Genomic DNA, 22,794 nt, shown 5'->3' on the forward strand with positions numbered 1-22,794 from the left:
GGAGACGCCACGTTCAGCGACTCCTGGTGCCTCTATCTGACGGTACCTTGCCCGGCCCCCCGTTCGGGCCCCCCTTGGCACGGTTCACTTCGAGGTGAACCGTGCCAAGGAACGGCAGATGCTACAGCGCTGCGTCAGACGACCGAGGAGTTGTTCATCTTCCGGGTGGAGATGATCTGGTCGACCAGGCCGTACGACAGTGCGTCCTCGGCAGTGAGGATCTTGTCGCGCTCGATGTCGTCGCGGATCTTCTCGATCGGCGTCGTGGAGTGCTTGGCCAGCATCTCCTCCAGCTGCGCGCGCATCCGGAGGATCTCGTTCGCGGCGATCTCCAGGTCGGAGACCTGACCGCGGCCCGTCTCGCTGTAGGGCTGGTGGATCAGGACGCGCGCGTTCGGGAGCGCCATGCGCTTGCCCGGCGTACCGGCCGCGAGGAGCACGGCGGCGGCGGACGCGGCCTGGCCCATGCAGACCGTCTGCACGTCGGGCTTCACGAACTGCATCGTGTCGTAGATGGCCGTGAGCGCCGTGAAGGAGCCACCGGGGCTGTTGATGTAGATCGAGATGTCACGGTCCGGGTCCATCGACTCCAGGCACAGGAGCTGCGCCATGACGTCGTTGGCGGACGCGTCGTCGATCTGCACGCCGAGGAAGATCACGCGCTCCTCGAAGAGCTTCGCGTACGGGTCGTACTCACGCACGCCCTGCGAGGTGCGCTCGACGAAGCGCGGGATGACGTAGCGGGACTCGGCGCTGGGGCCGGTGTACTCGGCCTGGGCGCCCTCGTAGAGGCCGCTGCCGGGGAAGTTCTTCATCTCTGTAGGTCTCCTGAGGAGCGTGGGCTTACGTCGGCTTCGGAAGGGCTGAGCGGTGAGGCTCAGGCTCCGGTGCCGCCGCCGCCCGGCATGCTGGCCGCGTTGGGCATGATGTCGTCGATGAGGCCGTACTCCTTGGCCTCCTGCGGGTCGAACCAGCGGTCGCGGTCCGAGTCGCGGGTGACCTGCTCGACGGTCTGACCCGTGTGGAACGCGGTGAGATCAGCCATCTTCTTCTTCGTGAGGAGAAGGCGCTCGGCGTGGATCTTGATGTCCGACGCGGAGCCCGCGAGTCCGGCGGAGGGCTGGTGGATCAGGATCTCGGCGTTCGGCAGCGCGAAGCGCTTGCCGGGGGTGCCGGCGCTGAGCAGGAACTGGCCCATCGAGGCCGCCATGCCCATCGCGATCGTCACCACGTCGTTCTGGATGTACTGCATGGTGTCGTAGATCGCCATGCCGGCCGTGATGGATCCACCAGGGCTGTTGATGTAAAGGAAGATGTCCTTGTCCGGCTCTGCGGCAAGGAGCAGCAACTGCGCTGTGATCTTGTTGGCGATGTCGTCGTCCACGGCCTGGCCGAGGAAGATGATCCGCTCGCCGAGCAGCCGGTTGTAGACCTGGTCGCCGAGGCCACCACCGATGGAGGGGTCGCCGGCGGCGGAGGGCATCAGATTCGTCACGTATCCACCTGCTCGTCTTACGACGGCGCCGGGCCGTCTCACGTCTTCTTCTGAGGCTTGGGACCCCGCGTGCTCGCCGCTCCGGGGCGGCTTCGGGGACTCCCCTGCCCTCGTATTCATGGACCCTAACGCTCAGCCCCGTCCGGGGAATCCCGCAAGGGGGACTGTTCGCTGTGAGCGCAGGTAGTGCCCCGTAGGGGCGCGGGGAACTGCGCGGCCAGCCCGCGACGGGTCGCACCCGCCGTAGGACCACCCGTGGCAGGCGCTTCTGCGGCTTGTGGGGGTTGCTCGCGCAGTTCCCCGCGCCCCTAAAGGGCCGGGCCCCGGGGACGTGCGTCCCCGGGGCCCGGCTGTGCGCTCAGCGAAGCGAGGCTGCTCAGACCTCGGTCTTCTCCTCGGCCTTGGCATCGGCGGACGCCTCGGCCTGCTCACCCTCGGCGGGAGCCTCTTCCTCGTCGTCGAGGTCAACGACCTCGCCGTTCGTGTCCTTGACCGTCGCGGCCTCCACGACGACCGCGAGGGCCTTGCCGCGGGCGACCTCGCCGACCAGCATCGGGACCTGGCCGCCTTCGACGACGGCCTGGGCGAACTGGTCGGGGGACATGCCGGAGGACTGCGCGCGACGCATGAGGTGCTCGGTGAGCTCCTCCTGGTTCACGTTCAGCTTCTCCTTGTTGACGAGCTCGTCGAGGACGAACTGCGTCTTGATGCCCTTCTCGGCCTGCTCCTTGGTCTCGGCGTCGAACTCTTCCTCGGTCTTGCCCTGGATCTCCAGGTACTTCGCGAGGTCGAGGCCCATCTGGCCGAGCTGGTGGTTCACCAGGTTGTGCTTGCGGGTCTCGATCTCGTCCGCGAGGAGCTTCTCGGGGACGGGGACCTCGACCAGCTCGAGCAGCTTCTCCAGGACGCGCTCCTGGGCCTGCGTCGCCTGGTCGTACTGCTTCATGTTCTCGAGGCGCTTGCGGCTGTCCGCCTTGACCTCGTCGAGGGTGTCGAACTCCGACGCGAGCTGCGCGAAGTCGTCGTCGAGCTCCGGCAGCTCACGGGCGGCGACCTGGGTGACCTTGACGGTCACCTCGGACTCCTTGCCCGCGGCCGAGCCGCCCTTGAGCTCGGAGGTGAAGGTGGCCTCGCCACCGGCCTCCAGGCCCTTCACGGCGTCGTCGATGCCCTCGAGGAGCTCGCCGGAGCCGATCGTGTAGGAGACGCCGGACGCGACGCCGTCCTCCAGGACCTCGCCGTCGACCTTGGCCTCCAGGTCGATCGTCACGACGTCGCCGTCCTCGGCGGCACGCTCGATCGGCGAGGTGGACGCGAAGCGCTCACGGAGCTCCTCGACGGCCTTCTCGACGTCCTCGTCGCTGACCTCGACGGCGTCGACCTCGACCTCGATGCCGGAGTAGTCCGGGATCTCGATCGCGGGACGGATGTCGACCTCAGCGGTGAAGTTGAGGGTCTCGTTGTCCTTCAGCTCGGTGATGTCCACCTCGGGCTGGCCCAGGACGTTGAGCTCGGCCTCGTTCACGGCCTCGGTGTAGAACTTCGGGAGCGCGTCGTTGACGGCCTCTTCGAGGACGGCGCCGCGGCCGAACCGCTGGTCGATGACTCGGGCCGGGATCTTGCCCTTGCGGAAGCCCTTCACCGTGACCTGCTGGTTGATCTTCTTGTAGGCCGCGTCGAGGCTTTCCTTGAGCTCCTCGAAGGGCACCTCAACAGTGAGCCGAACCCGGGTCGGGTTCAGGGTCTCCACGGCGCTCTTCACGGTTCGGTCTCCTTGGGGCTGACTTCTTGGGATTGAGCCCGGCTCAGAGACACACGGGCACACAGCTTGCATAGTAACGGCAAGCGGGAGCCGACCCACAATGCGATCTTGTGAGGGAGATCCTGGGAGAGATCCTGCTGGTCGGGGTGGCGGGATTTGAACCCACGGCCTTCCGCTCCCAAAGCGGACGCGCTACCAAGCTGCGCCACACCCCGTCGGTGCGACACGTAGGGTACATGCACCCAGGCAGTGCGGCGCCCGCTTAATCGCGAGTACGTACGGGGTGTGCGGGGAGGGCGTCCGACCCGCTACGATGCTTGCCGTGCCGCGGTCGCTGACCAGCAGTGTCCTCGACGGGCGGCGCGAGCTGTGCGGGTGTAGCTCAATGGTAGAGCCCTAGTCTTCCAAACTAGCTACGCGGGTTCGATTCCCGTCACCCGCTCTGTTGGCCTCAGGCCCGGTTCCCCGGAACCGGGCCTGAGGCTTTTCTGTGCGCTCACGCCGGGTGCGCCCGCAACCGCATCTGTGCGCTGACAGCGCTCAAGGGCAGCGCGGAGCGCCGCCCGTCCCGGGTCGCCCTCAGAAGCTGATCGAGTTGATGGTCTCGGCCACCTCATTGAGGAAGCGATTTATGGAGGGGGCCATTCCGGTTGAGGCGAGGAAGAACCCGAAGAGCACCGCGACGATCGCGGGCCCCGCTTTGATCGATCCACCGCGGATCAGCACGATGAGGATGATCGCCAACAGCAACACCACTGACAGCGAAATGGCCACACTGATCACACCCTAGGTCGGTCTCTCCCCGGCCCGGGGGGTACGACCCCGCACACCCCCGCCAGGACCATCGTGCCACCAACACGCCGTCCGTATGCGGCCGGTGACACATCGTCGGCCAGGGGCACACACGCCCGGCGCGGGTCCGGCACACGGGGATGCCCTTGGGGCACATGAACACCGCACCTCCGCACGGCAATTCGAAGGCCGCGCACGGCCACTAATTCGGCTTGATCGTTTCCATCGCCACACAACTCGTTCGCCAGAAATTCGAATTGTCGCCGGAGCCACACCCCGGGTTTCACAAAGACCCAATCAATCGGACATTTCGCCAGAGTCGCCTGCGGGCGTTATGCGGCGTTTAAGGGGGATGAAGGGTGACGTACTGGGCATACGACCCGATGTAACTAGGGATGACAGGAGGTGAATCTCCATGTCAACTCCGATGATTTCTGGGTACTCGGACCGCAATACCCCTGGTCCGTCTGTGATTGAGAAGACAGCCGAGTTGGGGGTTTTACGAATACACACAAGCGACGCTAGGGTGCCTCAGATGTTCCACGCTGCCACCATCCCCGCAGGCGCAGTGCGGTCCAGGTTCGTCCCACCGAGCTCATGGTGGGAGGGCCTGTGACGAACTCGGTTCAGCCGCACGGCCGCCACCGGGCGCCGCTCCCCCCGGCACATGTGCCCGCGGACGGAGTACCCGGCCCCCGCGCCCCCCAGTCCACGATGGCCGCGACCGTTTCCCACGCCCCGGCCGGCACCACCGCTCGACCCGGTTCCCCGGGCCTCTCCGGCTCTACGGGCCACCCCGGTTCCACGGGCAGACCCGCCCCCACGGGTCAACCCGCCAAGCAGCGCGACGCGTTCTTCGACAACGCCAAGTACCTGGCGATCGTCCTGGTCGCGATGGCGCACGCCTGGGAGCCGCTGACGGACGGCAGCCGCGCCGCCGAGGCGCTGTACATGACCGTCTACACCTTCCACATGCCGGCGTTCATCCTCATCTCCGGCTATTTCTCACGCAGCTTCGACATGCGGTCCGACCGGCTCAAGCGCCTGGTGACCGGCGTCGCCGTGCCGTACGTCCTCTTCGAGGTCGCGTACACCTTCTTCAAGCGCTACGCGGACAACGACCCGACGCAGCCGATCAGCCTGCTCGACCCCTGGTACCTCACCTGGTTCCTGGTCGCGCTCTTCGTCTGGCGTCTGACGACCCCGCTGTGGAAGCTGGTCCGTTGGCCGCTTCCGCTCGCGCTCGCCATCGCGGTTCTCGCCACCATCTCCCCGGACATCGGCGACGACCTGGACCTGCAGCGCGTGCTGCAGTTCCTGCCCTTCTTCGTGCTCGGCCTGTTCATGAAGCCCGAGTACTTCCAGCTGGTGCGGCGCCGCGAGGTGCGGCTGCTCTCCATCCCGATCTTCGCGAGCGCGCTGCTCCTCGCGTACTGGGCAGGCCCGCGGATGACGTCGGCCTGGTTCTACCGCCGGGACAGCGCACAGGAGTTGGGCGCGCCGTGGTGGGCCGGTGTCGTGATGACGCTGGCGCTCTTCGGCTGCTCCGCGATCCTGACCGCGTGCTTCTTCGCGTGGGTTCCGCGCCGGAAGATGTGGTTCACGGTGCTCGGCGCGGGCACGCTGTACGGCTACCTGCTGCACGGCTTCCTCGCCAAGGGCTCGCGTTTCTGGGGCTGGTTCGAGAACTACGAGTGGATGCACACGCCTGTCGGACAGGTGATCGTGTCGCTGGTGGCCGCGGCGGTGGTGACGCTTCTCTGTACGCCTCCGGTGCAGCGGATGTTCCGCTTCGCCATGGAGCCGAAGATGGAGTGGGCGTTCAAGCGGGACGCTGCCGCGTTGGCTCGGGAGCGGGCCAAGGCTTCTTCCTAACCCTGCGACTGGATGCCCAACAGGGCGCGCATGTTGGCGTACTTCGCTGTGAGGCGGGTGCGTGTCGGCCCGTCTAGCTCTGCTAGGCGGGCCGGATCTGCGTTGTGGGCCAGGTCCGCCTCCTTGACCAGGCGGGCGCCGGGGGTTTCGAGGATGCGGGTGGCGTAGGCCTCGGGGGGTTCGCCCGCCCTCTTGGTGAGGGCTCGCACGATGTCCTTCGTACGTGGGGTGAGGGGCGCGGCCCGGAGCCACTCCTCGGTGAGGGCGTTGTCCTCGATGGCGTCGTGGAGCCAGGCCGCGGCGATTTGTTCTGGCGAGCCGCCTCGGGCCTCGACTCCCTCTGCCACGGCTTCCAGGTGCTCTGCGTAGGGGCGGCCCGCCTTGTCCTTCTGGGTGGCGTGGGCGCGGCGGGCTGTGGCTTCTACCTCGGGGAGGGACAGCAAGGGGTCGGGGTTCATACAGGGGATTCTTTCCCCAACCCCGCCCCTTCCCGAAAACCCGCTGGCGCGGGGGCCTTGAGTACCGTGATCACCGGCTCCGCCGAGTTCGTCCTCAAACGCCGGACGGGCTGGAAACCCTCGATCGCCGGAGGGGCTGAATCTTTCAGCCCCTCCGGCGATTGAGGAGGGCCCTCGCGCCGAGCGAGTTAGTGGGAAGGGGCGGGGTTGGGGAAAATTTAGGCCCTTGCCTTCAGCGCCGCCCTCGCCGGTAGTGCAGTAGCTGCCAGGCCCAGGGCCAGGGTCGCCGCCACGAAGGAGCCGTAGACCAGCGGAGGGATGTACGGGGGCTCGCCCGTCAGGCCGTTCATCATGGGGATCAACGTGGCCAGCGCGATCGCCGAGCCGATCACGATGCCCGCGCCGGCGACGAGGAGCGCCTCCCACCGCACCATCAGCATCACCTGGCGCCGGGTGGAGCCGATCAAACGCAGCGTGCCGAGTTCGCGGCGGCGGTCGAGAACCGTCATCACCAGGGTGTTGACGGCGGCGATCGCCGCGAAACCGCCGAGTACCGCGGCCATCACGGTGTTCGCCCAGGCGTTGACCGCGCGGTCGGTGGACTGTGCGGTGGCGTATTCGTCGCGGTCCTGGAGGGTGCCGAGGGCGGTGAGGGCCGCCGGGGCCGCCCCCTTCGTCCAGATCTCCGAGGAGAAGGAGGAGGTCAGGTGGGGCTTCAAATCCGCTGCGGGGAGGGTGACTTGCGACAGGCCCAGGCCTCGGTCGTACGTGGCCACCACCTTCGGTGACGTCTTCGTACCGTCGGGCATCCGCAGGGCGATCCGCTCGCCCGTCCTCACGTGCGCGGAGTCCGCCAGCTTCGCGTCGACGGCGATCTCGCCCTTGCCGAGCGAGTTCATCGTGCCCGTCCTGACGCCCAGATCCTGGACTTCGGCCAGATCACGGGGTGAACCGGTGATGCCCTGCGTTGACGCCGACTCCAGCCAGCGGTCGCCGCCCGAGCCCACCGGGACCAGGACGGAGGTCTTGAGGAGGCCCACGGCCGAGGTGACGCCCGGGGCCTGCCCGGCCTTCGCCACGGCGGCCGGGGTCGCTCCCGCCCCCGACGCCGTCACGATGTGGTCCGCCGTGATGCCCTCGCGCTGCTGGTCGGCCGCCACCCGGTCCTCGCTGGTGTGCATGAAGACGAGGGTCGAGGAGAACGCCATGGCCAGGACGATCGGGGTGATCGCGGAGGCCAGCCGGCGCGCGTTCGTACGGGAGTTGGCCGCGGCGAGCGAGGCGGACGCGCCGGCGCCGCGCAGCGGGAGTCCGAACAGGGCCGCGCAGGCGCGGGCGACCAGCGGGCCGAGCAGAGCCACGGCGAGCATGAACAGCATGACGATGCCGAGTGCCACGTTGGCCGCGTCGTCCCCCGTCAGCGAGGAGGCGATCCCGGCGAGGACGCAGCCGCCGACGGCCGCCGCGATGCCCAGCGGCGTACGGATCCAGCCGAAGCGCAGGCGTTCCACGGAGGACTCGCTCAGGGCCTGGCCGGGCCTGATGCGGGAGGGGCGGCGGGCCGCCAGGTAGCCGGAGACCAGTGCGGTGAGCACGGCGACGCCGACGGCCGAGACAAGGGGGATGAAGGAGACGGAGAGGTCCAGGGCCTCGGGGATCGCCCCCTTGTCCTTGAGCTGGCCGAACCACCAGCTCGCCAGGGCGATTCCGGGCAGGACACCGACCGCTCCCGCGAGGGGCGCCACGAGCAGGGCCTCGGTGGCGATGGTGCGGCGGATCTGCCGGGGTGTCGTGCCGATGGCCCGCAGGAGTGCGTACTCGCGGGCGCGCTGGCCGACGGAGAGCGCCACGGTGCCCGCCGCGGTGAACATGGCGACCATCGCCGCGATGCCGCCGAAGGAGCCGCCGAGGCCGGTGAGCATCTCCTGGGCGTAGGCGAGCTCCGATCCCTCGGCCTCGCTGCGGTCGTCGCCGGTGTGGACGTCGGCCTTGGTGCCGATGGCCCGCGCCACCTGGGACTTGAGGGCCTCGTCCGTCACGCCGTCCTTGGGCAGGACGGCCACGGCGTCGATGCGGCCCGGGTGGCCGGAGAGGCGTACGGCGTCGGAGTCGGCGAACCAGGCGGTGGGGGCGCCCTGTTGGCCTCGCACGGTGCCGGAGATCCGGAAGTCGCGCGGCCCGTCGGCCGTGGTGAGCGTGGTGTGTTCGCCGACGGCCGCGCCGGGCGCGGCGAGTACGACCTCGCCGGGGTGCGGGGCGCGGCCCGCGGTCAGCTTCTCGCCGGTGAAGGCCGTGGAGCCCCAGCCGTGCGCGGTGACGCCCTTGCCGCCGGACTGCACGGGGAAGGTGACGTCCGGGACGGCGGTGCGTGCTCCGGTCACCGAACCCGCCCTCGCCACCAGGGAGTTGTCGATCCGGGCCCGGTCGGGCAGCGGCGTGTTCGACTCGGAGCGACTGTCACCGCTGCCCGTGACGAAGTGGGCCCGCTGGTCGGCGGCCACCACCACGGGGGCGCCCGCGTACCGGGTGGGCGGCACGGATGCGCGTACCCCGGTCTCCAGGAGGATGCCGCAGGCGGAGACGATCAGCGCGGCCATCATCAGCGCGACGAACGTGCCCACGAAGGCGGCGGGTTTGAAGCGGACGGCGGCGCGGGCGAGGCCGTTGGGCATCGGGATTCTCCGGAGTCGTGAAAGGGGCAGGGGGCGGGTGGCTAGGCCGCCGCTGTGGCGTACGCCGGGGCCGTGAGCGCCGTCATGCGGGCCGCGATCCGCGCCGCCGATGCCCGCTCAAGGCGGTCCACGATCGCGCCGTCGGCGAGGAACAGCACCCGGTCCGCATAAGCCGCGGCAGCGGGATCGTGGGTGACCATGACGACCGTGGCGCCCATGCCGTCGACGGCCGATCGCAGGAGGGTGAGGATCTCGGCTGCGGTGGTGGTGTCCAGGGCGCCGGTCGGCTCGTCCGCGAAGATCACGTCCGGGTTCGTGACCAGGGCGCGGGCGATCGCGACGCGCTGCTGCTGGCCGCCGGAGAGCTCGCCGGGGCGGCGCTTGTGCTTGTCGGCGCCGAGGCCGACGCGCTGGAGCAGGTCGGCGGCCCTGCGCCGGTCGGGGCGGTGGCCCGCGAGGCGCATCGGCAGGACGACGTTCTGTTCGACGGTCAGCGAGGGCAGCAGGTTGAAGGCCTGGAAGACGAAGCCGAGGCGGGTGCGGCGCAGCGCGGTCAGCTTGTTCTCGCTCATGGACGTGATCTCCGTGCCGCCCAGGCGCACCGTGCCCTCGCTGGGCCGGTCGAGTCCGGCCGCGCACTGCAGGAAGGTGGACTTGCCGGAGCCCGAGGGGCCCATGACGGCGGTGAAGCTGCCGCGCTCCAGGGCGAGATCGATACCGCTGAGGGCGTGCACGGCGCCGGCTCCCCTGCCGTACCTCCGGCGCACGCCGCGCAGTTCCACGGCCCAGTCGGCGCCGCGGGGGGCCTCGCCGGGCATGGGGGGTACCGCCGCACTGCCCTCACCGGATCGCCTTTTGCGCCGCAGCCCCATGGCGTCGTCCACCTTCCGTCCGTACGTCCTGATCGATACCTCGAACGTACGGATCCGGGGTGCTGTGGACCATGAGGGTCCCCGGCGGGCCGGGGGTGGGGAGAACCCCACCTCTGGACGCCGAAGCCTGCTTCATAAGTCGTTTGGTAAGCTAACTATTGACGCTTTCTTGACGCCCCCTTTGCCATTTGTGTGCGGTGGGTGCGTCGCCGACTACCAGGAGGAACGGGCCCATCGGACACGCAGACACCCTGATAGCCATGGGCGGCGCTTTTCTCGCCGCCGCGGTGCTCGCCCGCGTGGGCGGCCGCATCGGACTCCCCACCATTCCGCTCTTCATCCTGGCCGGGATCCTCCTCGGCCCGCACACTCCCGGCGTGGTCCTGCTCTCCGACCCCCACGACCTGGAGATGCTCTCGGCGCTCGGCCTGGTGCTGCTGCTCTTCTACCTGGGCCTCGAGTTCCACATGGACGACCTCAAGACGGGCGGCCGCAAGATGGCCCTCGCCGGCGGGACGTACCTCGCGCTGAACGTCGGCGCGGGCCTCGGCTTCGGATTCGCCCTCGGCTGGGGCACCTCCGAGGCTCTGGTCCTCGCCGGGGTGCTCGGCATCTCGTCGTCCGCGATCGTCACCAAGGTGCTCGTCGACACCGGACGGCTCGGCAATCCGGAGACCAAACCGATCCTCGGCATCATCGTCGTCGAGGACATCTTCCTGGCGCTCTACCTGGCGGCGCTGCAACCCGTCCTGTCCGGCGCCGACAGTCTCGCGGCGGCCGTCATGGACGGCGGCAAGGCGTTCGGCTTCCTGCTCCTTCTCGCCCTCGTGGCGCGCTTCGGCACGAAGGTCGTCGGGCGGCTCATGGACACCCGGGACGACGAACTGCTCGTCATCTCCTTCCTAGGGGCCGCGGTCTTCGTCGCCGGGGTCTCGGAGTGGTTCGGGGTCGCGGACGCGATCGGCGCGTTCATGGTCGGCCTGATGGTGGGCAGTACGGCATCCGGCGAGCGCGTGCGCAAGCTGGTGCACCCGCTGCGGGACGCGTTCGGGGCGATCTTCTTCTTCGGGTTCGGCCTCTCCATCGACCCGGGCGACCTGCCCACCGTGCTCTGGCCGGTGCTCGCCGCCGTGGCCGTGACACTGCTGATGAACGTCCTCGCGGGACTCGGTGCCGCGCGCATCTACGGCTTCGGGGCAGGGCCCGCGGCGAACATCTCCACCACCCTGCTCGCCCGCGGAGAGTTCGCCCTGATCCTGGCGACCATGGCGGCCACCGCGGGCCTGGACGAACGGCTCTCCCCGTTCATCGCGGGGTACGTGCTGTTGCTCGCGGTGCTCGGGCCGCTGGCCGCGGGACGCTCGAAGTGGCTGGCCCGGATCCTGCCGGGCGGGCGCGATCCCGTACGCGAACCGGAGCCCGAGCTGTCAGGCGCCCGCTGACGGCTCCCGGCAGATCAGGAGCAGCGCCCGGTCGTCGTTGACGTCCTTCGCGACCGCCTCGATCAGATGCCACGCGGCGCCGTGGAAGCCGCCTGCCACATAGCGGTCGGCTTCCCCGGTGAGGCGGTCGATGCCCTCGCTGATGTCCCGGTCGGAGGTCTCGACGAGGCCGTCCGTGAACAGCATCAGGACGTCGCCGGGGCGCAGGGAGCCCTTGACCGGGTCGAACTGCGCCCCGTCGTACACGCCCAGGAGCGGTCCCTCGGCGGCCATCTGCTCCCAGCGGCCACTGCCCGCGCTGAGCTGGAGGCCCGGCGGATGGCCCGCGGTGAAGAGTTCGTAGTCGCCGCTCTCCAGGTCGAGGACCAGGTGGATGGAGGTCGCGAAGCCCTCGTCCCAGTCCTGGCGCAGGAGGTAGCCGTTGGCGGCGGTCAGGAACGCGTGCGGGGGAAGCGAGCCGAGCAGGCCGCCGAAGGCTCCCGAGAGGAGCAGGGCGCGGGAGCCCGCGTCCATGCCCTTGCCGGAGACGTCAGTGAGGACGACCTCCAGGGTGCGGCCGCCGTTCGTGCGGGCCGCGACCACGAAGTCCCCGGAGAAGGACTGGCCGCCCGCGGGGCGCAGGGCCATCTCGCGGTGCCAGCCGCGGGGCAGCTTCGGCAACTTGCTCTGTACACGGATACGTTCACGCAGGTCGAAGAGCATCGTGCCGCCGCCGCGCCACGGCACGCCGACCCTGCTGCGGAACTGCGCGATGATCAGCCCGAAGAAGCCGCAGGCCGCGACGACGAGGACCACTCCGGGCGTGACCCGCGAGCTGCCTTCCGTGTACGGGCCGAGCTGGACGGACTCCACGATGAGCGCGGCGGCGGCCGTCGCGTACAGGCCGAGCAGGCTGGAGGGCCGAAGGAGCAGGCCGCCGGCCACGATGGGCAGGACGAGCGCCGCGGGCGCGCACCAGACGGGGTTGACGAGGGTGCAGAAGGTGATCACCGGGATGGTGACGAGCAGGCCCGCGAGCGCGATCCAGTCCGAGCCGTCACCCCGGAAGTAGTCCACCCCGGATTTGCGCAGCCCTATGCGCGCCCGGTGGATCCGCTTCTTCATCCGGGCTGTAAACGTCTCGGCTTCCGCTCGACTGCCGTCCATTGCTCCCGGACCCTATCCACCGGGCCAGGCACTTCGCACGGGAGGTGCCGGTTGTCCCCCGTCAGGGGCATGCCGCAGGACCGCGTAAATCCTGTCGCTTCGCCCGCTTCGCCCTGGTAGGCATGGCATATGACGACGGAGATGCGGGAGTTGCGGCAGGAAGACTGGGACGCGTACTACGGCACGCTGGAGCTCGCCTTCGGTGGCGTGGCCGAGGCCAGGGAGGAGCATGAGCTCTGGAACGCCCTGACCGAGTTCGACCGTTTCTTCGGCACCTGGGAGGGCGGGACCTGCGTCGGCACCGCGGGAGCGTTCAGCTTCCGCCTCTCCGTGCCGGGCGGCTCCCTGGTGGACGCGGCCGGAGTGACGATGGTCAGCGTCGCGGCGACGCACCGGCGGCGGGGCATCCTGACGTCGATGATGCGGCGCCAGCTCGACGACGTGCGCGCGAAGGGCGAGTGTTTGGCGGTCCTCACCGCTTCCGAACCCGTCATCTACGGACGGTTCGGGTACGGCGCGGCGACGTTCGCGACGAAGGCCGAGATCGACACCTCCCGCGTACGCCTGTCGGTGCCGGCCGGTACGGATGACGTAGCCCTTCGGTACGCCAAACCCGCCGATGTCCACGAGGCGTGCGAGGCGCTGTACGCGCGGCGGGTGAGCGAGCGGCCGGGAATGCTGGCCAGGCAGCCCGGCTGGGACCGGCTCGGTCTGCTCGACCCGGAGAGCGAGCGGCAGGGCTCGTCGCCGCTGCAGTGCGTTCTCGCCGAGCGGGACGGTGAGCTCGTCGGGTACGCGCGCTTCCACGTGAAGCCCGAGTGGGACGCGGCCGGCCCCAACGGCACGGTCCGGCTGCGCGAGCTGGAGGCCGAGGACCCGGCGGCGTACGCGGCGCTGTGGCGGTTCCTCTTCGGCATCGACCTGACGTCGACGCTCGACGTGCACAACCGCCCGACGGACGACGCGGTGTTCCAGCTCGTCTCGGACGTGCGGCGCTGCCGGATGCAGGTGAAGGACTCGCTCCACGTACGCCTGGTGGAGGTGGGAGCGGCCCTCGCGGCGCGCACCTACCGGACGCCGGTGAATGTGGTGTTGGACGTCGAGGACGCCTTCTGCCCCTGGAACGCGGGCCGTTGGCGGCTCACGGGCGATCTGAAGGGCGCAACCTGTGAGCGCACGGACGATGACGCCGATCTCGCCCTGTCCGTACGGGAGTTGGGCTCGGCCTATCTCGGCGGCGTGTCCCTGACGTCACTGGCGGCAGCGGGCCGCGTACGAGAACTGCGACCGGGGGCCCTGGCGGAGGCGGCGACGGCCTTCGGCTCGGACGTCGCACCGTGGCTGCCGCACGGGTTCTAGCCGGGGGCTTGGGACGGTCCCGGCAGCGCCGCCTTGGCCTTGCGGGTGGCGAGGTACAGGGCGATCAGCCAGCCGATGACGGAGACGCCGAGCACGAGGTTGACGACCAGGACGAGCCAGCGGTTGTCGATGCCCCGGTTGAAGGCGATGAGGGACGGCAGGAGGAAGAGCGCCAGGCTGACCAGCGCGAACAGGGTGGCGGCAAGCAGGCCGATGCCGGCGAACATGGTCAGCCGCTCTTTCGTCGGGACCGGCTCGGCCGGCGGGGCCGCTGGCACTTGGGGCACCAGAAGAGATTGCGGGCGGCGAGGTCGGCGGTGCGGATCTCGCCGCCACAGATGTGGCAGGGCATCGTGGCCCTGCGGTACACGTACACCTCGCCGCCGTGGTCGTCCACGCGCGGCGCGCGGCCCATCGCCTCCGGCGTGTGCTCGGGCCTGACGGTGTCGATGCGGTTGAGGCGTACGCCCTCCCGCATCAGGGCGACCAGGTCCTCCCACATCGCCGTCCACAGGGCGGGCTTGATGTCCTTGCCCGGGGTGTACGGGTCGATGCCGTGCCGGAAGAGGACCTCGGCGCGGTAGACGTTGCCGACGCCCGCGATGACCTTCTGGTCCATGAGGAGCGCGGCGATGGTGGTGCGGCTGCGGGAGATGCGGGCGTAGGCCTCGCCCGGGTCGTCCGCTTCCCGGAGGGGGTCCGGGCCGAGGCGGGCGTGTATCGCCTGCTTCTCCTCGTCCGTGATGAGCGCGCAGGTCGTGGGGCCGCGGAGGTCCACGTACGCGTCTTCGGTGGCGATGCGGAGGCGGACGGTGTCCGTGGGCGGGTTCGCGGCGGCCGCGGTGCCGAAGTTCACCTTGCCGAAGAGGCCCAGGTGGATGTGGACCCAGCCGGTTTCGGCGAAGCCTAGGAAGAGGTGCTTGCCGTGGGCCTCGGCGGTGTCCATCTCCTGACCGTTCAGGAGGGCCGCGCTGTCGGAGAACTTGCCCTGGGGGCTGGTGACGCGGAGAGGGCCGCGGTCCTGGAAACGTTCCCGGTGGTCGGCTGCCAGCCGGTGAATGGTGTGCCCCTCCGGCACGGGTCCCTCCGGGGGTGGGTGCGGGCAAATCGCCTTGAGGGCTCGTCCTCAAACGCCGGACGGGCTGAAAATCCAGCCCCTCCGGCGTTTGAGGAGCGGGGTCCGGGGCGGAGCCCCGGGGCCTCGCTACTGCTGCGGGTGGTGGGCCGGGATGGGGGGCAGCTCGCCCGTCTGCTCGTAGCGCGACAGCATGTCGATCCGGCGGGTGTGGCGGTCCTCGCCCGAGTACGGCGTCGACAGGAAGATCTCGACGAACTTCGTCGCCTCCTCCTGCGTGTGCATCCGGCCGCCGATCGACACCACGTTCGCGTCATTGTGCTCGCGGCCGAGCGCGGCCGTCTGGTCGCTCCAGGCGAGAGCGGCCCGCACCCCCTTCACCTTGTTCGCGGCGATCTGCTCCCCGTTGCCGGAGCCCCCGATCACGATGCCGAGCGACTGGGGGTCCGCCGCCGTCTTCTCCGCGGCGCGGAGGCAGAAGGGGGGGTAGTCGTCCTGGGCGTCATAGATGTGGGGCCCGCAGTCGACGGGCTCGTGGCCGTGGCTCTTGAGCCACTCGACCAGGTGGTTCTTCAGTTCGTAGCCGGCATGATCCGAGCCGAGGTACACGCGCATGCGTCTGAGTGTGGCACGTCGCGAGGCGGGTAGCGGCGTCCGGGGGCCGGACCGCGGCCACCCTGGTCTGGGCCTTTGACCCACAAGGTCTGAGCCATCGGGCCGGAATACAACGATCCGGAGTCGGGACTTCCGTCCCGTTCACCCCTGAGTTTGAATGCGGGGGCTCGTGACCCGAGAACTTAAGGATTCGTCCATGACCTCGCAACCCTCCCTTGCGAAGGCAGACCGCAACCCCATCGAACCTGGGGATTCGCGGTCTGGAGACACCGGTGACGGCCTGCAGGCCGGGCTGAAGAACCGCCACCTCTCCATGATCGCCATCGGTGGCGTCATCGGAGCCGGACTCTTCGTCGGCTCCAGCTCCGGCATCGCCGCCGCGGGGCCCGCCATCCTCGTCTCGTACGCCCTCGTCGGCACGATGGTCGTCCTGGTGATGCGGATGCTCGGCGAGATGGCCGCCGCACGGCCCACCTCGGGCTCCTTCTCCACCTACGCGGACCAGGCGCTCGGCCGCTGGGCCGGTTTCTCGATCGGCTGGCTGTACTGGTTCTTCTGGGTCGTGGTGCTCGCCGTGGAGGCCACCGCCGGCGCCGTCATCCTCAACGGGTGGATACCGTCCGTACCGCAGTGGGGCTGGGCGCTCATCGTGATGGTGGTGCTCACCGCGACGAACCTCGTCTCGGTCGGCTCCTACGGTGAGTTCGAGTTCTGGTTCGCCGGGATCAAGGTCGTCGCCATCGGCGGCTTCGTGATCATCGGTCTGCTCGCCGTCTTCGGCGTGCTGCCCGGCTCCGACAACCCCGGCGCCGGATTCGCGCACCTCACCGACGCGGGCGGCTTCATGCCGCAGGGCGCGGGCGCCATCCTCACCGGCGTGCTCATGGTCGTCTTCTCGTTCATGGGCTCCGAGATCGTCACGCTGGCCGCCGGTGAGTCCGAGGACCCGCAGCGCGCCGTCACCAAGGCCACCAACAGCGTCATCTGGCGTATCGGTGTCTTCTACCTGGGCTCGATCTTCGTCGTCATCACGCTGCTTCCGTGGAACGACAAGTCGATCGTCAAGGACGGTTCGTACGTCGCCGCGCTGAACTCGATCGGCATCCCGCACGCCGGTCAGGTCATGAACGTCATCGTCCTGACGGCCGTGCTCTCCTGCCTCAACTCCGGTCTTTACACCGCCTCCCGCATGGCCTTCTCGCTCGGCCAGCGAGGTGACGCGCCGAAGGCCTTCGCGCGCACCAACAAGCGCGGTGTGCCGCAGGCCGCGATCCTCGGGTCCGTCGTCTTCGGCTTCGTCGCCGTCTGGTTCAACTACCAGTGGAAGGACACCGTCTTCGACTTCCTGCTGAACTCCTCGGGCGCGGTGGCCCTGTTCGTCTGGCTGATGATCGCGTTCACGCAGCTGCGGATGCGCGGGATCATCCTGCGCGAGCAGCCGGAGAAGCTCGTCGTGAAGATGTGGCTCTTCCCGTACCTGACCTGGGTCACGATCGCGATGATCTCGTTCGTGCTCGTCTACATGCTGACCGACGAGACCGGGCGCAAGCAGGTGCTCCTTTCGCTGCTCGCCGCGGCGTTCGTGGTGGCGTTCTCCCTCATCCGGGAGAAGGTGCGGCCTCGCACGGAGGTCGAGACCGACGCGGCCGACACGGCCGACACCAGCGTCGACTCCTAGCCGGTGCCGTCCGACGGTGGCGCGGTCGACGTACCCGCCACCGTCGGCGAGTTTCCCGAAGACTGGGAAAGCCCGGGCAAGGCCGGGAAACTTGACGGCGGATGTCAGGTTTTCCAGGGAGGGTCTGACGCGTCAGCAGCTCTTCTTGGAGGATCACCGTGGACTTCACCGATCAGCGACTCGTGTTCCGGCCCGGCGACGACGGGTACGACGAGGAGATCGCCGGGTTCCAGACCGGTTTCGCGCAGCGGCCCGCGCTCGTGTTCGGGGCCGGGAGCGCCGATGACGTCGTCGCCGCCGTGTCGTACGCCGCGCAGGAGGGCCTGCCCGTCGGGGTCCAGGCCACCGGGCACGGGCTTCCGGGGGCGTCGGAGAGCGGCGTACTGATCAGCACCCGGCGGATGGACTCCCTCCGGATCGATGCCGCCACGCGCACGGCGACCCTCGGCGCGGGAGTCCGCTGGGGCCAGGTCGTCGAGGCCGCGGCAGCGCACGGCCTTGCGCCGCTGAACGGTTCGGCACCGGCCGTGGGCGCCGTCTCGTACACGCTGGGCGGTGGACTCGGCATCCTGGCAAGGGAGTTCGGATACGCAGCCGACCACGTCCGGTGGCTCGACGTCGTCACGGCTGACGGCACGCTGCGCCACGTCACGGCGGAGAGCGAGCCCGGCCTCTTCTGGGGGCTGCTCGGCGGCGGCGCGAACCTCGGGGTGGTGACGGCCCTGGAGATCGGGCTCGTGCCGGTGGCGCGGCTGTACGGCGGGGCGATCGAGTTCGACGGCCGTGCGGTGGACCCGGGCCACGTGCTGCGGGCGTACGAGGCGTGGACGCGGACGGTGCCGGACGAGCTGACCTCGTCGGTGGCGGCGCTCGTCTATCCGGACATCCCGCAGCTGCCGCCCCATCTGCGGGGCCGCTACCTCGTCACGGTGCGCGTCGCGTACACGGGCTCGGAGGCGGCGGGCGAGCGGATCGTGGCGCCGCTGCGGGAGATCGGGCCCACGGTGTCGGACTCACTGCGGGAGATGCCGTACACCGACAGCCACACCATCCACAGCGACCCGGACTTCCCGCACTCCTACTACGGGGACAGCGTGGTCGTGCGGGAGCTGGACCTGGCGGCGGCGGAAGAACTGTTCGCGCTGACCGGTCCGGCCGCCGAGAAGATGCACGTCATACAGATCAACCAGCTCGGCGGGGCCCTCGCGAAGCCGGTGGGCAACGCGGTGCCCCACCGGGACGCGGGGTGGCTGGTGCGGGTGCTGTCGCCCTTTGACGCCACCGACGGCACGGATCTCGACGCGGTACGGGCCGTGCAGGCGCGGGCGTTCGGGCTCTTCGCGCCGGACAGCGTCGGGCGGCTGCTCAACTTCGCCTTTGCCGCGGGGGATCGGCCCGACGGCCTGTATGACGCCGGTACGCGGAAGAGGCTCGCCGAGCTGAAGGCCACGTACGACCCGGCGAACCTCTTCAGGCGGAACTACAACGTCAGTTGACGACCGCTCAGCGGTCGAGGAACTTCCACGCCGTGGGCAGCGCGCCCATCGCGAGCGCGGCCTTGAGGGCGTCGCCGATCAGGAAGGGCGTGAGTCCGGCGGCGACGGCCTGGGTCAGCGACATGCCGGTCGCGGCGGCGAGGTACGGGACGCCGACCGCGTAGATGATCGCCGAGCCGAGCACCATCGTGCCAGCGGTGCGCAGGACGGAACGGTCACCTCCGCGGCGGGCGAGGGCGCCGGCCACGGTGGCGGCGAGCAGCATGCCGAGGACGTAGCCGAGGGACGGCGCGGCGACGCCGGAGCCCGCCTCCGCGAACCACGGCATGCCCGCCATGCCCACGAGGGCGTACACCGCGAGGGAGAGGAAACCGCGGCGGGCGCCGAGGGCGGTGCCGACGAGGAGGGCGGCGAAGGTCTGTCCCGTCACCGGTACGGGGGAACCCGGCACGGGCACGGCGATCTGGGCCGCGATGCCGGTGAGGGCGGCGCCGCCGAGGACGAACGCCGCGTCCTTCGCGCGGGACGCGGGCAGCAGGTCCGCGAGGACCTGGCCGGGACGGGAAGAGACGGCGGCGATGCTCATCGGGACTCCGCGGGTTCTGGGACGGGCAGGTGGGACCCCGAGACGCTATCTCAGGCGGGGGCGCGTGACACCGGCGGTGAGCGACAAGGCACCGGGTGCCCCGGTGGTGGGCTTTGCACAAAGCGATCGGCGTACCCCTGCAGGGGGCGTGATGCGCGTCACTGAGGTGGGGGCCGCAGGGAGCCGTTTTGCGCGGGGGGCTCCTGCCCGGGGAGACTGTAGGTTCCCGCCAAAGTCTTTGTGAGCCCGAGAGCAGCCTGAGCACCATGCACGACGCACCCCCGCCCACGACGGCAACGGAACCCGAGCCTCTCGGCGGTGGCCTCAAGCAGCGGCACCTCACGATGCTCGGGCTCGGCGGCGTCATCGGGGCCGGGCTCTTCGTCGGCTCGGGGGCCGGGATCGTCGTGGCCGGGCCCGGGATCGTCGTCTCGTATCTCATCGCCGGCGCGCTCGCGATGTGCGTGATGCGGATGCTGGGTGAGATGTCGGCCGCGATGCCCGCGTCCGGGTCCTTCTCCGTGCACGCCGAGCGTGCGCTCGGGCGCTGGGCGGGGTTCAGCGTCGGATGGCTCTACTGGTTCCTGCTCGTCGTCGTGCTCGCCGTGGAGGCGACCGGCGCCGCGCAGATCGCCAACGGCTGGGCGCCGGGCGTGCCGCAGTGGGCCTGGGTGCTGATCTTCATGCTGGTGTTCACGGCGGCCAACCTCGCCGCGGTGAAGAACTTCGGCGAGTTCGAGTTCTGGTTCGCCGCGCTGAAGGTCTTCGCGATCGTCGCGTTCCTGGTGCTCGGCCTCCTCGCGGTCTTCGGGATCTTGCCCGCTGCGTCCCATTCCTCAGGCGAGCCCGTGGGCCTCACCAACCTCACTGGGCAGGGCGGCTTCCTGCCCAACGGCTGGGAGGGCGTGACGTCCGGGGTGCTCGCCGTCGTCTTCGCCTTCGGCGGCCTGGAGGTCGTGACGATCGCGGCCGCCGAGTCCGACGACCCGGTGCGCTCGGTCGCCCGCGCCGTGCGCAGCGCCGTCTACCGCATCCTCTTCTTCTACGTCGGCTCGATGCTCGTCATCGTGACGGTGCTGCCGTGGACGGCGGAGAAGGCCGGCGTCAGCCCGTACGTCACGGTGCTCGACTCGATCGGCGTGCCGTCCGCGGGCACGATCATGAACATCGTGGTGTTCGTGGCGCTGCTGTCGGCGCTGAACGCCAACCTCTACGGCTCGTCCCGGATGGTCTTCTCGCTCGCCGAGCGAGGCGAGGCGCCGAAGGCCCTCCTGAAGGTGTCGGGCGGCGGGGTGCCGCGCCGGGCGGTGCTCGCGTCGGTGGCCTTCGGCTTCGTCTCCGTCGTGCTCAATCTGAAGTGGCCCGACTCGGTATTCCTCTACATGCTCAACTCGGTCGGCGCGGTGCTGCTTTTCGTGTGGGCGCTGATCGCCGTCTCGCAGCTGCGCCTTCGCCGCCGCATCGAGCGCGAGGCGCCGGAGCGGCTCGTCCTGCGGATGTGGGCGTTCCCGTACCTGACCTGGGCGGCGCTCGCCGCGATGGCGGCCGTGCTGGGCCTGATGCTGACCGACGCCACGGCGCGCCCGCAGCTGCTGTGGTCGGCGGGCGCGACGGGTCTGGTCCTCGCGGTCGCGGGGCTACGGGAGTGGCGCGAGGTGCGCAAGAAGCGCGCGTGAACATCCAGTGCCCGAACCTTCACAAAGTGTGAGCGTCGTGTCCGTATAGCGGTCAGGTGTTCCCTGTCAGCGGTACCGGACTTCAGACTGTGGGCCGCTCGCTCCCCCGTCTCAGCTACTGAACAGGGCACGCCCATGTCTCGGACGTCCACCCCCCAGGACGCATCGCCCGGCGCATCACCCGACGAGGCCCCCAAGGTCGATTCACCGCTCGTGCACGGCCTCAAGCAGCGGCATCTCTCCATGATCGCCCTCGGCGGCGTCATCGGAGCGGGCCTCTTCGTGGGCTCCGGAGCGGGCATCGCCGCGGCAGGACCTTCGATCGTCCTCGCCTACGCGATATCCGGCGCGCTCGTCATGCTCGTGATGCGCATGCTCGGCGAGATGTCGGCGGCGAACCCGGCGTCCGGCTCCTTCTCCGTGCACGCCGAGCGGGCGATCGGCCCGTGGGCGGGCTTCACCGCGGGCTGGGGCTTCTGGTTCCTGCTCTGTGTCGCCGTCGGACTCGAGGGCATCGGCGCCGCGAAGATCATGGTGGGCTGGTTCCCCGACAGCCCCGAATGGGCCTGGGTCGCCCTCTTCATGCTGGTGTTCTGCGGGGCCAACCTGACGGCCGTGAAGAACTTCGGCGAGTTCGAGTTCTGGTTCGCCGCGCTCAAGGTCGGCGCGATCGCGCTCTTCCTCGGCATCGGCGTCCTCGCGATCCTCGGCATCCTGCCCGGCTCGGACGTCTCCGCCCCCGGCACGGCCAACCTCACCGGTGAGGGCGGGTTCATGCCGAACGGCACGGACGGCCTGATCATCGGCCTCCTCGCGTCCGTCTTCGCGTACGGCGGTCTGGAGACCGTCACGATCGCGGCGGCGGAGTCCGAGAAGCCGGTCCAGAGCGTCGCCAAGGCCGTGCGCACGGCGATGTGGCGCATCGCCCTCTTCTACGTCGGCTCGATGCTCGTCGTCGTCACGCTGCTCCCCTGGGACAACAAGGAGGTCGTGGCGAAGGGCCCGTACGTCGCCACCCTCGACCACCTGGGCATCCCCGGCGCCGGCCAGATCATGAACGTCATCGTCCTGATCGCCCTGCTCTCCGCGATGAACGCCAACATCTACGGCGCATCGCGCATGTCGTACTCCCTGATCGCCCGCGGCCAGGGCCCCAAGGCGCTCGGCCGCGTCCACAGCGGCGTCCCGCGCCTCGCGGTCCTCGCCTCCTCGGTCTTCGGCTTCGTCTGCGTCCTGCTCAGCTACTGGCGCCCCGACGACGTCTTCCCGTGGCTCCTGAACATGATCGGCGCGATGATCCTGGTCGTCTGGATCTTCATCGCCGTCTCGCAGCTGATCCTGCGCCGCAGGACGGAGCGCGAGGAGCCGCAGAAGCTGGTCGTGAAGATGTGGGCGTACCCGTTCCTGACGTGGATCGCCCTGGCCGCGATGGCGTACATCTTCTACCTGATGACGGAACAGCCCGACACGCGCAAGCAGCTCCTGGCCACGGGGACGCTGACGCTGGTGCTCGCGGTGATCGGCTTCGTGCGGCAGAAGACGGCGGAGAAGCGGGCGGCGGTCGCCGCCGAGTAGCAGCAGCGCGAAGAGGGCCCCGAGTCGACGGACTCGGGGCCCTCTTCGCGTTTCCCCACCCGCCCCCGGCCTCCCCCGGCCTCCGGTCCTAGGTCGAAGGGCTGATCATTGCTGCCGTCCTCCCACCCCCTTCTGCTGCTAGCCTGCACCTGCATATAGGTTGCAATAAGCGTTGCCCTACAGCAGAGCAGCACTACAGCAGAGCAGCAGTCGGAGGGCT

The 22,794-nt window shown here is 69.6% G+C and carries 19 protein-coding genes and 2 tRNA genes; 8 read left to right on the forward strand and 13 right to left on the reverse strand.

The features are described from left to right. Positions 1 to 134: 134 nt before the first annotated feature. The 4 genes from ACZ5U5_RS09235 to ACZ5U5_RS09250 all read right to left on the reverse strand — a co-directional run bounded on the left by ACZ5U5_RS09235 (position 135) and on the right by ACZ5U5_RS09250 (position 3,472). Positions 135 to 815: an ATP-dependent Clp protease proteolytic subunit gene (locus ACZ5U5_RS09235; RefSeq protein ID WP_469018414.1), complete on the reverse strand. Its 681-nt coding sequence runs from the start codon at positions 813 to 815 to the stop codon at positions 135 to 137. A 62-nt stretch (positions 816 to 877) separates the two neighbouring features. Further along, complete coding sequence (locus ACZ5U5_RS09240; protein WP_202122057.1) at positions 878 to 1,483, reverse strand: ATP-dependent Clp protease proteolytic subunit; 606 nt, start codon at positions 1,481 to 1,483, stop codon at positions 878 to 880. Between the two features lie 388 nt (positions 1,484 to 1,871). Continuing rightward, positions 1,872 to 3,257, reverse strand: a complete 1,386-nt coding sequence (gene tig, locus ACZ5U5_RS09245) for a trigger factor (protein WP_469018416.1) — start codon at positions 3,255 to 3,257, stop codon at positions 1,872 to 1,874. Positions 3,258 to 3,395: 138 nt separating this feature from the next. After that, positions 3,396 to 3,472, reverse strand: a tRNA-Pro gene (locus ACZ5U5_RS09250). A gap of 156 nt (positions 3,473 to 3,628) precedes the next feature. Between ACZ5U5_RS09250 and ACZ5U5_RS09255 the strand changes: the two genes are divergently transcribed. Then, positions 3,629 to 3,699 (forward strand) — tRNA-Gly (locus tag ACZ5U5_RS09255). A gap of 137 nt (positions 3,700 to 3,836) precedes the next feature. On the opposite strand, the gene ACZ5U5_RS09260 is transcribed toward ACZ5U5_RS09255, so the two are convergent. Beyond that, complete coding sequence (locus ACZ5U5_RS09260) at positions 3,837 to 4,031, reverse strand: hypothetical protein (RefSeq protein ID WP_160505028.1); 195 nt, start codon at positions 4,029 to 4,031, stop codon at positions 3,837 to 3,839. A gap of 630 nt (positions 4,032 to 4,661) precedes the next feature. Here ACZ5U5_RS09260 and ACZ5U5_RS09265 point away from each other — a divergent pair. Then, positions 4,662 to 5,924: an acyltransferase family protein gene (locus ACZ5U5_RS09265; protein ID WP_469018420.1), complete on the forward strand. Its 1,263-nt coding sequence runs from the start codon at positions 4,662 to 4,664 to the stop codon at positions 5,922 to 5,924. Here the strand turns inward: ACZ5U5_RS09265 and ACZ5U5_RS09270 are convergent. The 3 genes from ACZ5U5_RS09270 to ACZ5U5_RS09280 all read right to left on the reverse strand — a co-directional run bounded on the left by ACZ5U5_RS09270 (position 5,921) and on the right by ACZ5U5_RS09280 (position 9,872). Continuing rightward, entirely contained in the window at positions 5,921 to 6,382 is a 462-nt protein-coding gene (locus ACZ5U5_RS09270; RefSeq protein WP_469018423.1) for an HD domain-containing protein, read from the reverse strand. The two genes, ACZ5U5_RS09265 and ACZ5U5_RS09270, sit on opposite strands and share 4 nt — an antisense overlap. 218 nt (positions 6,383 to 6,600) lie before the next feature. Next, the gene (locus tag ACZ5U5_RS09275; RefSeq protein WP_469018426.1) at positions 6,601 to 9,054 is read right to left on the reverse strand and encodes an FtsX-like permease family protein; all 2,454 of its coding nucleotides are present in this window, start codon (positions 9,052 to 9,054) and stop codon (positions 6,601 to 6,603) included. Between the two features lie 41 nt (positions 9,055 to 9,095). Next, positions 9,096 to 9,872 carry an ABC transporter ATP-binding protein gene (locus ACZ5U5_RS09280; protein ID WP_469018428.1) on the reverse strand — a complete coding sequence of 259 codons (777 nt, stop codon included), beginning with the start codon at positions 9,870 to 9,872 and terminating at the stop codon, positions 9,096 to 9,098. A 314-nt stretch (positions 9,873 to 10,186) separates the two neighbouring features. On the opposite strand from ACZ5U5_RS09280, the gene ACZ5U5_RS09285 reads away from it, so the two are divergent. Next, complete coding sequence (locus ACZ5U5_RS09285) at positions 10,187 to 11,368, forward strand: cation:proton antiporter (protein WP_469018431.1); 1,182 nt, start codon at positions 10,187 to 10,189, stop codon at positions 11,366 to 11,368. Here the strand turns inward: ACZ5U5_RS09285 and ACZ5U5_RS09290 are convergent. Then, positions 11,354 to 12,514, reverse strand: a complete 1,161-nt coding sequence (locus ACZ5U5_RS09290; RefSeq protein ID WP_469018433.1) for a PP2C family protein-serine/threonine phosphatase — start codon at positions 12,512 to 12,514, stop codon at positions 11,354 to 11,356. The genes ACZ5U5_RS09285 and ACZ5U5_RS09290 overlap by 15 nt on opposite strands. A 129-nt stretch (positions 12,515 to 12,643) precedes the next feature. Between ACZ5U5_RS09290 and ACZ5U5_RS09295 the strand changes: the two genes are divergently transcribed. Continuing rightward, on the forward strand, positions 12,644 to 13,873 hold the full coding sequence (locus ACZ5U5_RS09295; protein ID WP_469018436.1) for a GNAT family N-acetyltransferase: 1,230 nt from the start codon (positions 12,644 to 12,646) through the stop codon (positions 13,871 to 13,873). Here the strand turns inward: ACZ5U5_RS09295 and ACZ5U5_RS09300 are convergent. The 3 genes from ACZ5U5_RS09300 to ACZ5U5_RS09310 form a co-directional block, all read right to left on the reverse strand. Beyond that, entirely contained in the window at positions 13,870 to 14,100 is a 231-nt protein-coding gene (locus ACZ5U5_RS09300; RefSeq protein ID WP_469018438.1) for a superinfection immunity protein, read from the reverse strand. The two genes, ACZ5U5_RS09295 and ACZ5U5_RS09300, sit on opposite strands and share 4 nt — an antisense overlap. 2 nt (positions 14,101 to 14,102) lie before the next feature. Beyond that, positions 14,103 to 14,951 carry an Fpg/Nei family DNA glycosylase gene (locus ACZ5U5_RS09305; RefSeq protein WP_469018441.1) on the reverse strand — a complete coding sequence of 283 codons (849 nt, stop codon included), beginning with the start codon at positions 14,949 to 14,951 and terminating at the stop codon, positions 14,103 to 14,105. Positions 14,952 to 15,077: 126 nt separating this feature from the next. Then, the gene (locus ACZ5U5_RS09310) at positions 15,078 to 15,563 is read right to left on the reverse strand and encodes a ribose-5-phosphate isomerase (RefSeq protein ID WP_469018443.1); all 486 of its coding nucleotides are present in this window, start codon (positions 15,561 to 15,563) and stop codon (positions 15,078 to 15,080) included. A gap of 196 nt (positions 15,564 to 15,759) precedes the next feature. On the opposite strand from ACZ5U5_RS09310, the gene ACZ5U5_RS09315 reads away from it, so the two are divergent. Then, the gene (locus ACZ5U5_RS09315) at positions 15,760 to 17,241 is read left to right on the forward strand and encodes an amino acid permease (RefSeq protein ID WP_469018446.1); all 1,482 of its coding nucleotides are present in this window, start codon (positions 15,760 to 15,762) and stop codon (positions 17,239 to 17,241) included. A gap of 158 nt (positions 17,242 to 17,399) precedes the next feature. Then, positions 17,400 to 18,737 carry an FAD-binding oxidoreductase gene (locus tag ACZ5U5_RS09320; protein WP_469018449.1) on the forward strand — a complete coding sequence of 446 codons (1,338 nt, stop codon included), beginning with the start codon at positions 17,400 to 17,402 and terminating at the stop codon, positions 18,735 to 18,737. A gap of 7 nt (positions 18,738 to 18,744) precedes the next feature. Here the strand turns inward: ACZ5U5_RS09320 and ACZ5U5_RS09325 are convergent, their stop codons facing one another. Further along, on the reverse strand, positions 18,745 to 19,323 hold the full coding sequence (locus ACZ5U5_RS09325; RefSeq protein WP_469018452.1) for a biotin transporter BioY: 579 nt from the start codon (positions 19,321 to 19,323) through the stop codon (positions 18,745 to 18,747). 266 nt (positions 19,324 to 19,589) lie between these two features. Between ACZ5U5_RS09325 and ACZ5U5_RS09330 the strand changes: the two genes are divergently transcribed. Next, a complete protein-coding gene (locus ACZ5U5_RS09330) occupies positions 19,590 to 20,999 on the forward strand; it encodes an amino acid permease (protein WP_469018455.1) in 1,410 nt (469 codons plus the stop codon). A 135-nt stretch (positions 21,000 to 21,134) separates the two neighbouring features. After that, positions 21,135 to 22,574 (forward strand): amino acid permease, encoded by a 1,440-nt coding sequence (locus ACZ5U5_RS09335; RefSeq protein ID WP_469018458.1) that lies wholly within the window; start codon positions 21,135 to 21,137, stop codon positions 22,572 to 22,574. The last annotated feature ends 220 nt before the right edge of the window (positions 22,575 to 22,794 follow it).

The sequence above is a fragment of the Streptomyces sp. NPDC033177 genome (assembly GCF_055577715.1).

Excerpts from the sequence above, each read along its gene's own strand:
- ACZ5U5_RS09280 (WP_469018428.1), bottom strand. The coding sequence starts at position 9,872 with ATGCCCGGCGAGGCCCCCCGCGGCGCCGACTGGGCCGTGGAACTGCGC.
- ACZ5U5_RS09325 (WP_469018452.1), bottom strand. The coding sequence starts at position 19,323 with ATGAGCATCGCCGCCGTCTCTTCCCGTCCCGGCCAGGTCCTCGCGGAC.
- ACZ5U5_RS09300 (WP_469018438.1), bottom strand. The coding sequence starts at position 14,100 with ATGTTCGCCGGCATCGGCCTGCTTGCCGCCACCCTGTTCGCGCTGGTC.
- ACZ5U5_RS09275 (WP_469018426.1), bottom strand. The coding sequence starts at position 9,054 with ATGCCCAACGGCCTCGCCCGCGCCGCCGTCCGCTTCAAACCCGCCGCC.
- ACZ5U5_RS09335 (WP_469018458.1), top strand. The coding sequence starts at position 21,135 with ATGTCTCGGACGTCCACCCCCCAGGACGCATCGCCCGGCGCATCACCC.
- ACZ5U5_RS09235 (WP_469018414.1), bottom strand. The coding sequence starts at position 815 with ATGAAGAACTTCCCCGGCAGCGGCCTCTACGAGGGCGCCCAGGCCGAG.
- ACZ5U5_RS09285 (WP_469018431.1), top strand. The coding sequence starts at position 10,187 with ATGGGCGGCGCTTTTCTCGCCGCCGCGGTGCTCGCCCGCGTGGGCGGC.
- ACZ5U5_RS09310 (WP_469018443.1), bottom strand. The coding sequence starts at position 15,563 with ATGCGCGTGTACCTCGGCTCGGATCATGCCGGCTACGAACTGAAGAAC.
- ACZ5U5_RS09270 (WP_469018423.1), bottom strand. The coding sequence starts at position 6,382 with ATGAACCCCGACCCCTTGCTGTCCCTCCCCGAGGTAGAAGCCACAGCC.
- ACZ5U5_RS09315 (WP_469018446.1), top strand. The coding sequence starts at position 15,760 with ATGACCTCGCAACCCTCCCTTGCGAAGGCAGACCGCAACCCCATCGAA.
- ACZ5U5_RS09240 (WP_202122057.1), bottom strand. The coding sequence starts at position 1,483 with ATGCCCTCCGCCGCCGGCGACCCCTCCATCGGTGGTGGCCTCGGCGAC.
- ACZ5U5_RS09295 (WP_469018436.1), top strand. The coding sequence starts at position 12,644 with ATGACGACGGAGATGCGGGAGTTGCGGCAGGAAGACTGGGACGCGTAC.
- ACZ5U5_RS09290 (WP_469018433.1), bottom strand. The coding sequence starts at position 12,514 with ATGGACGGCAGTCGAGCGGAAGCCGAGACGTTTACAGCCCGGATGAAG.
- ACZ5U5_RS09330 (WP_469018455.1), top strand. The coding sequence starts at position 19,590 with ATGCACGACGCACCCCCGCCCACGACGGCAACGGAACCCGAGCCTCTC.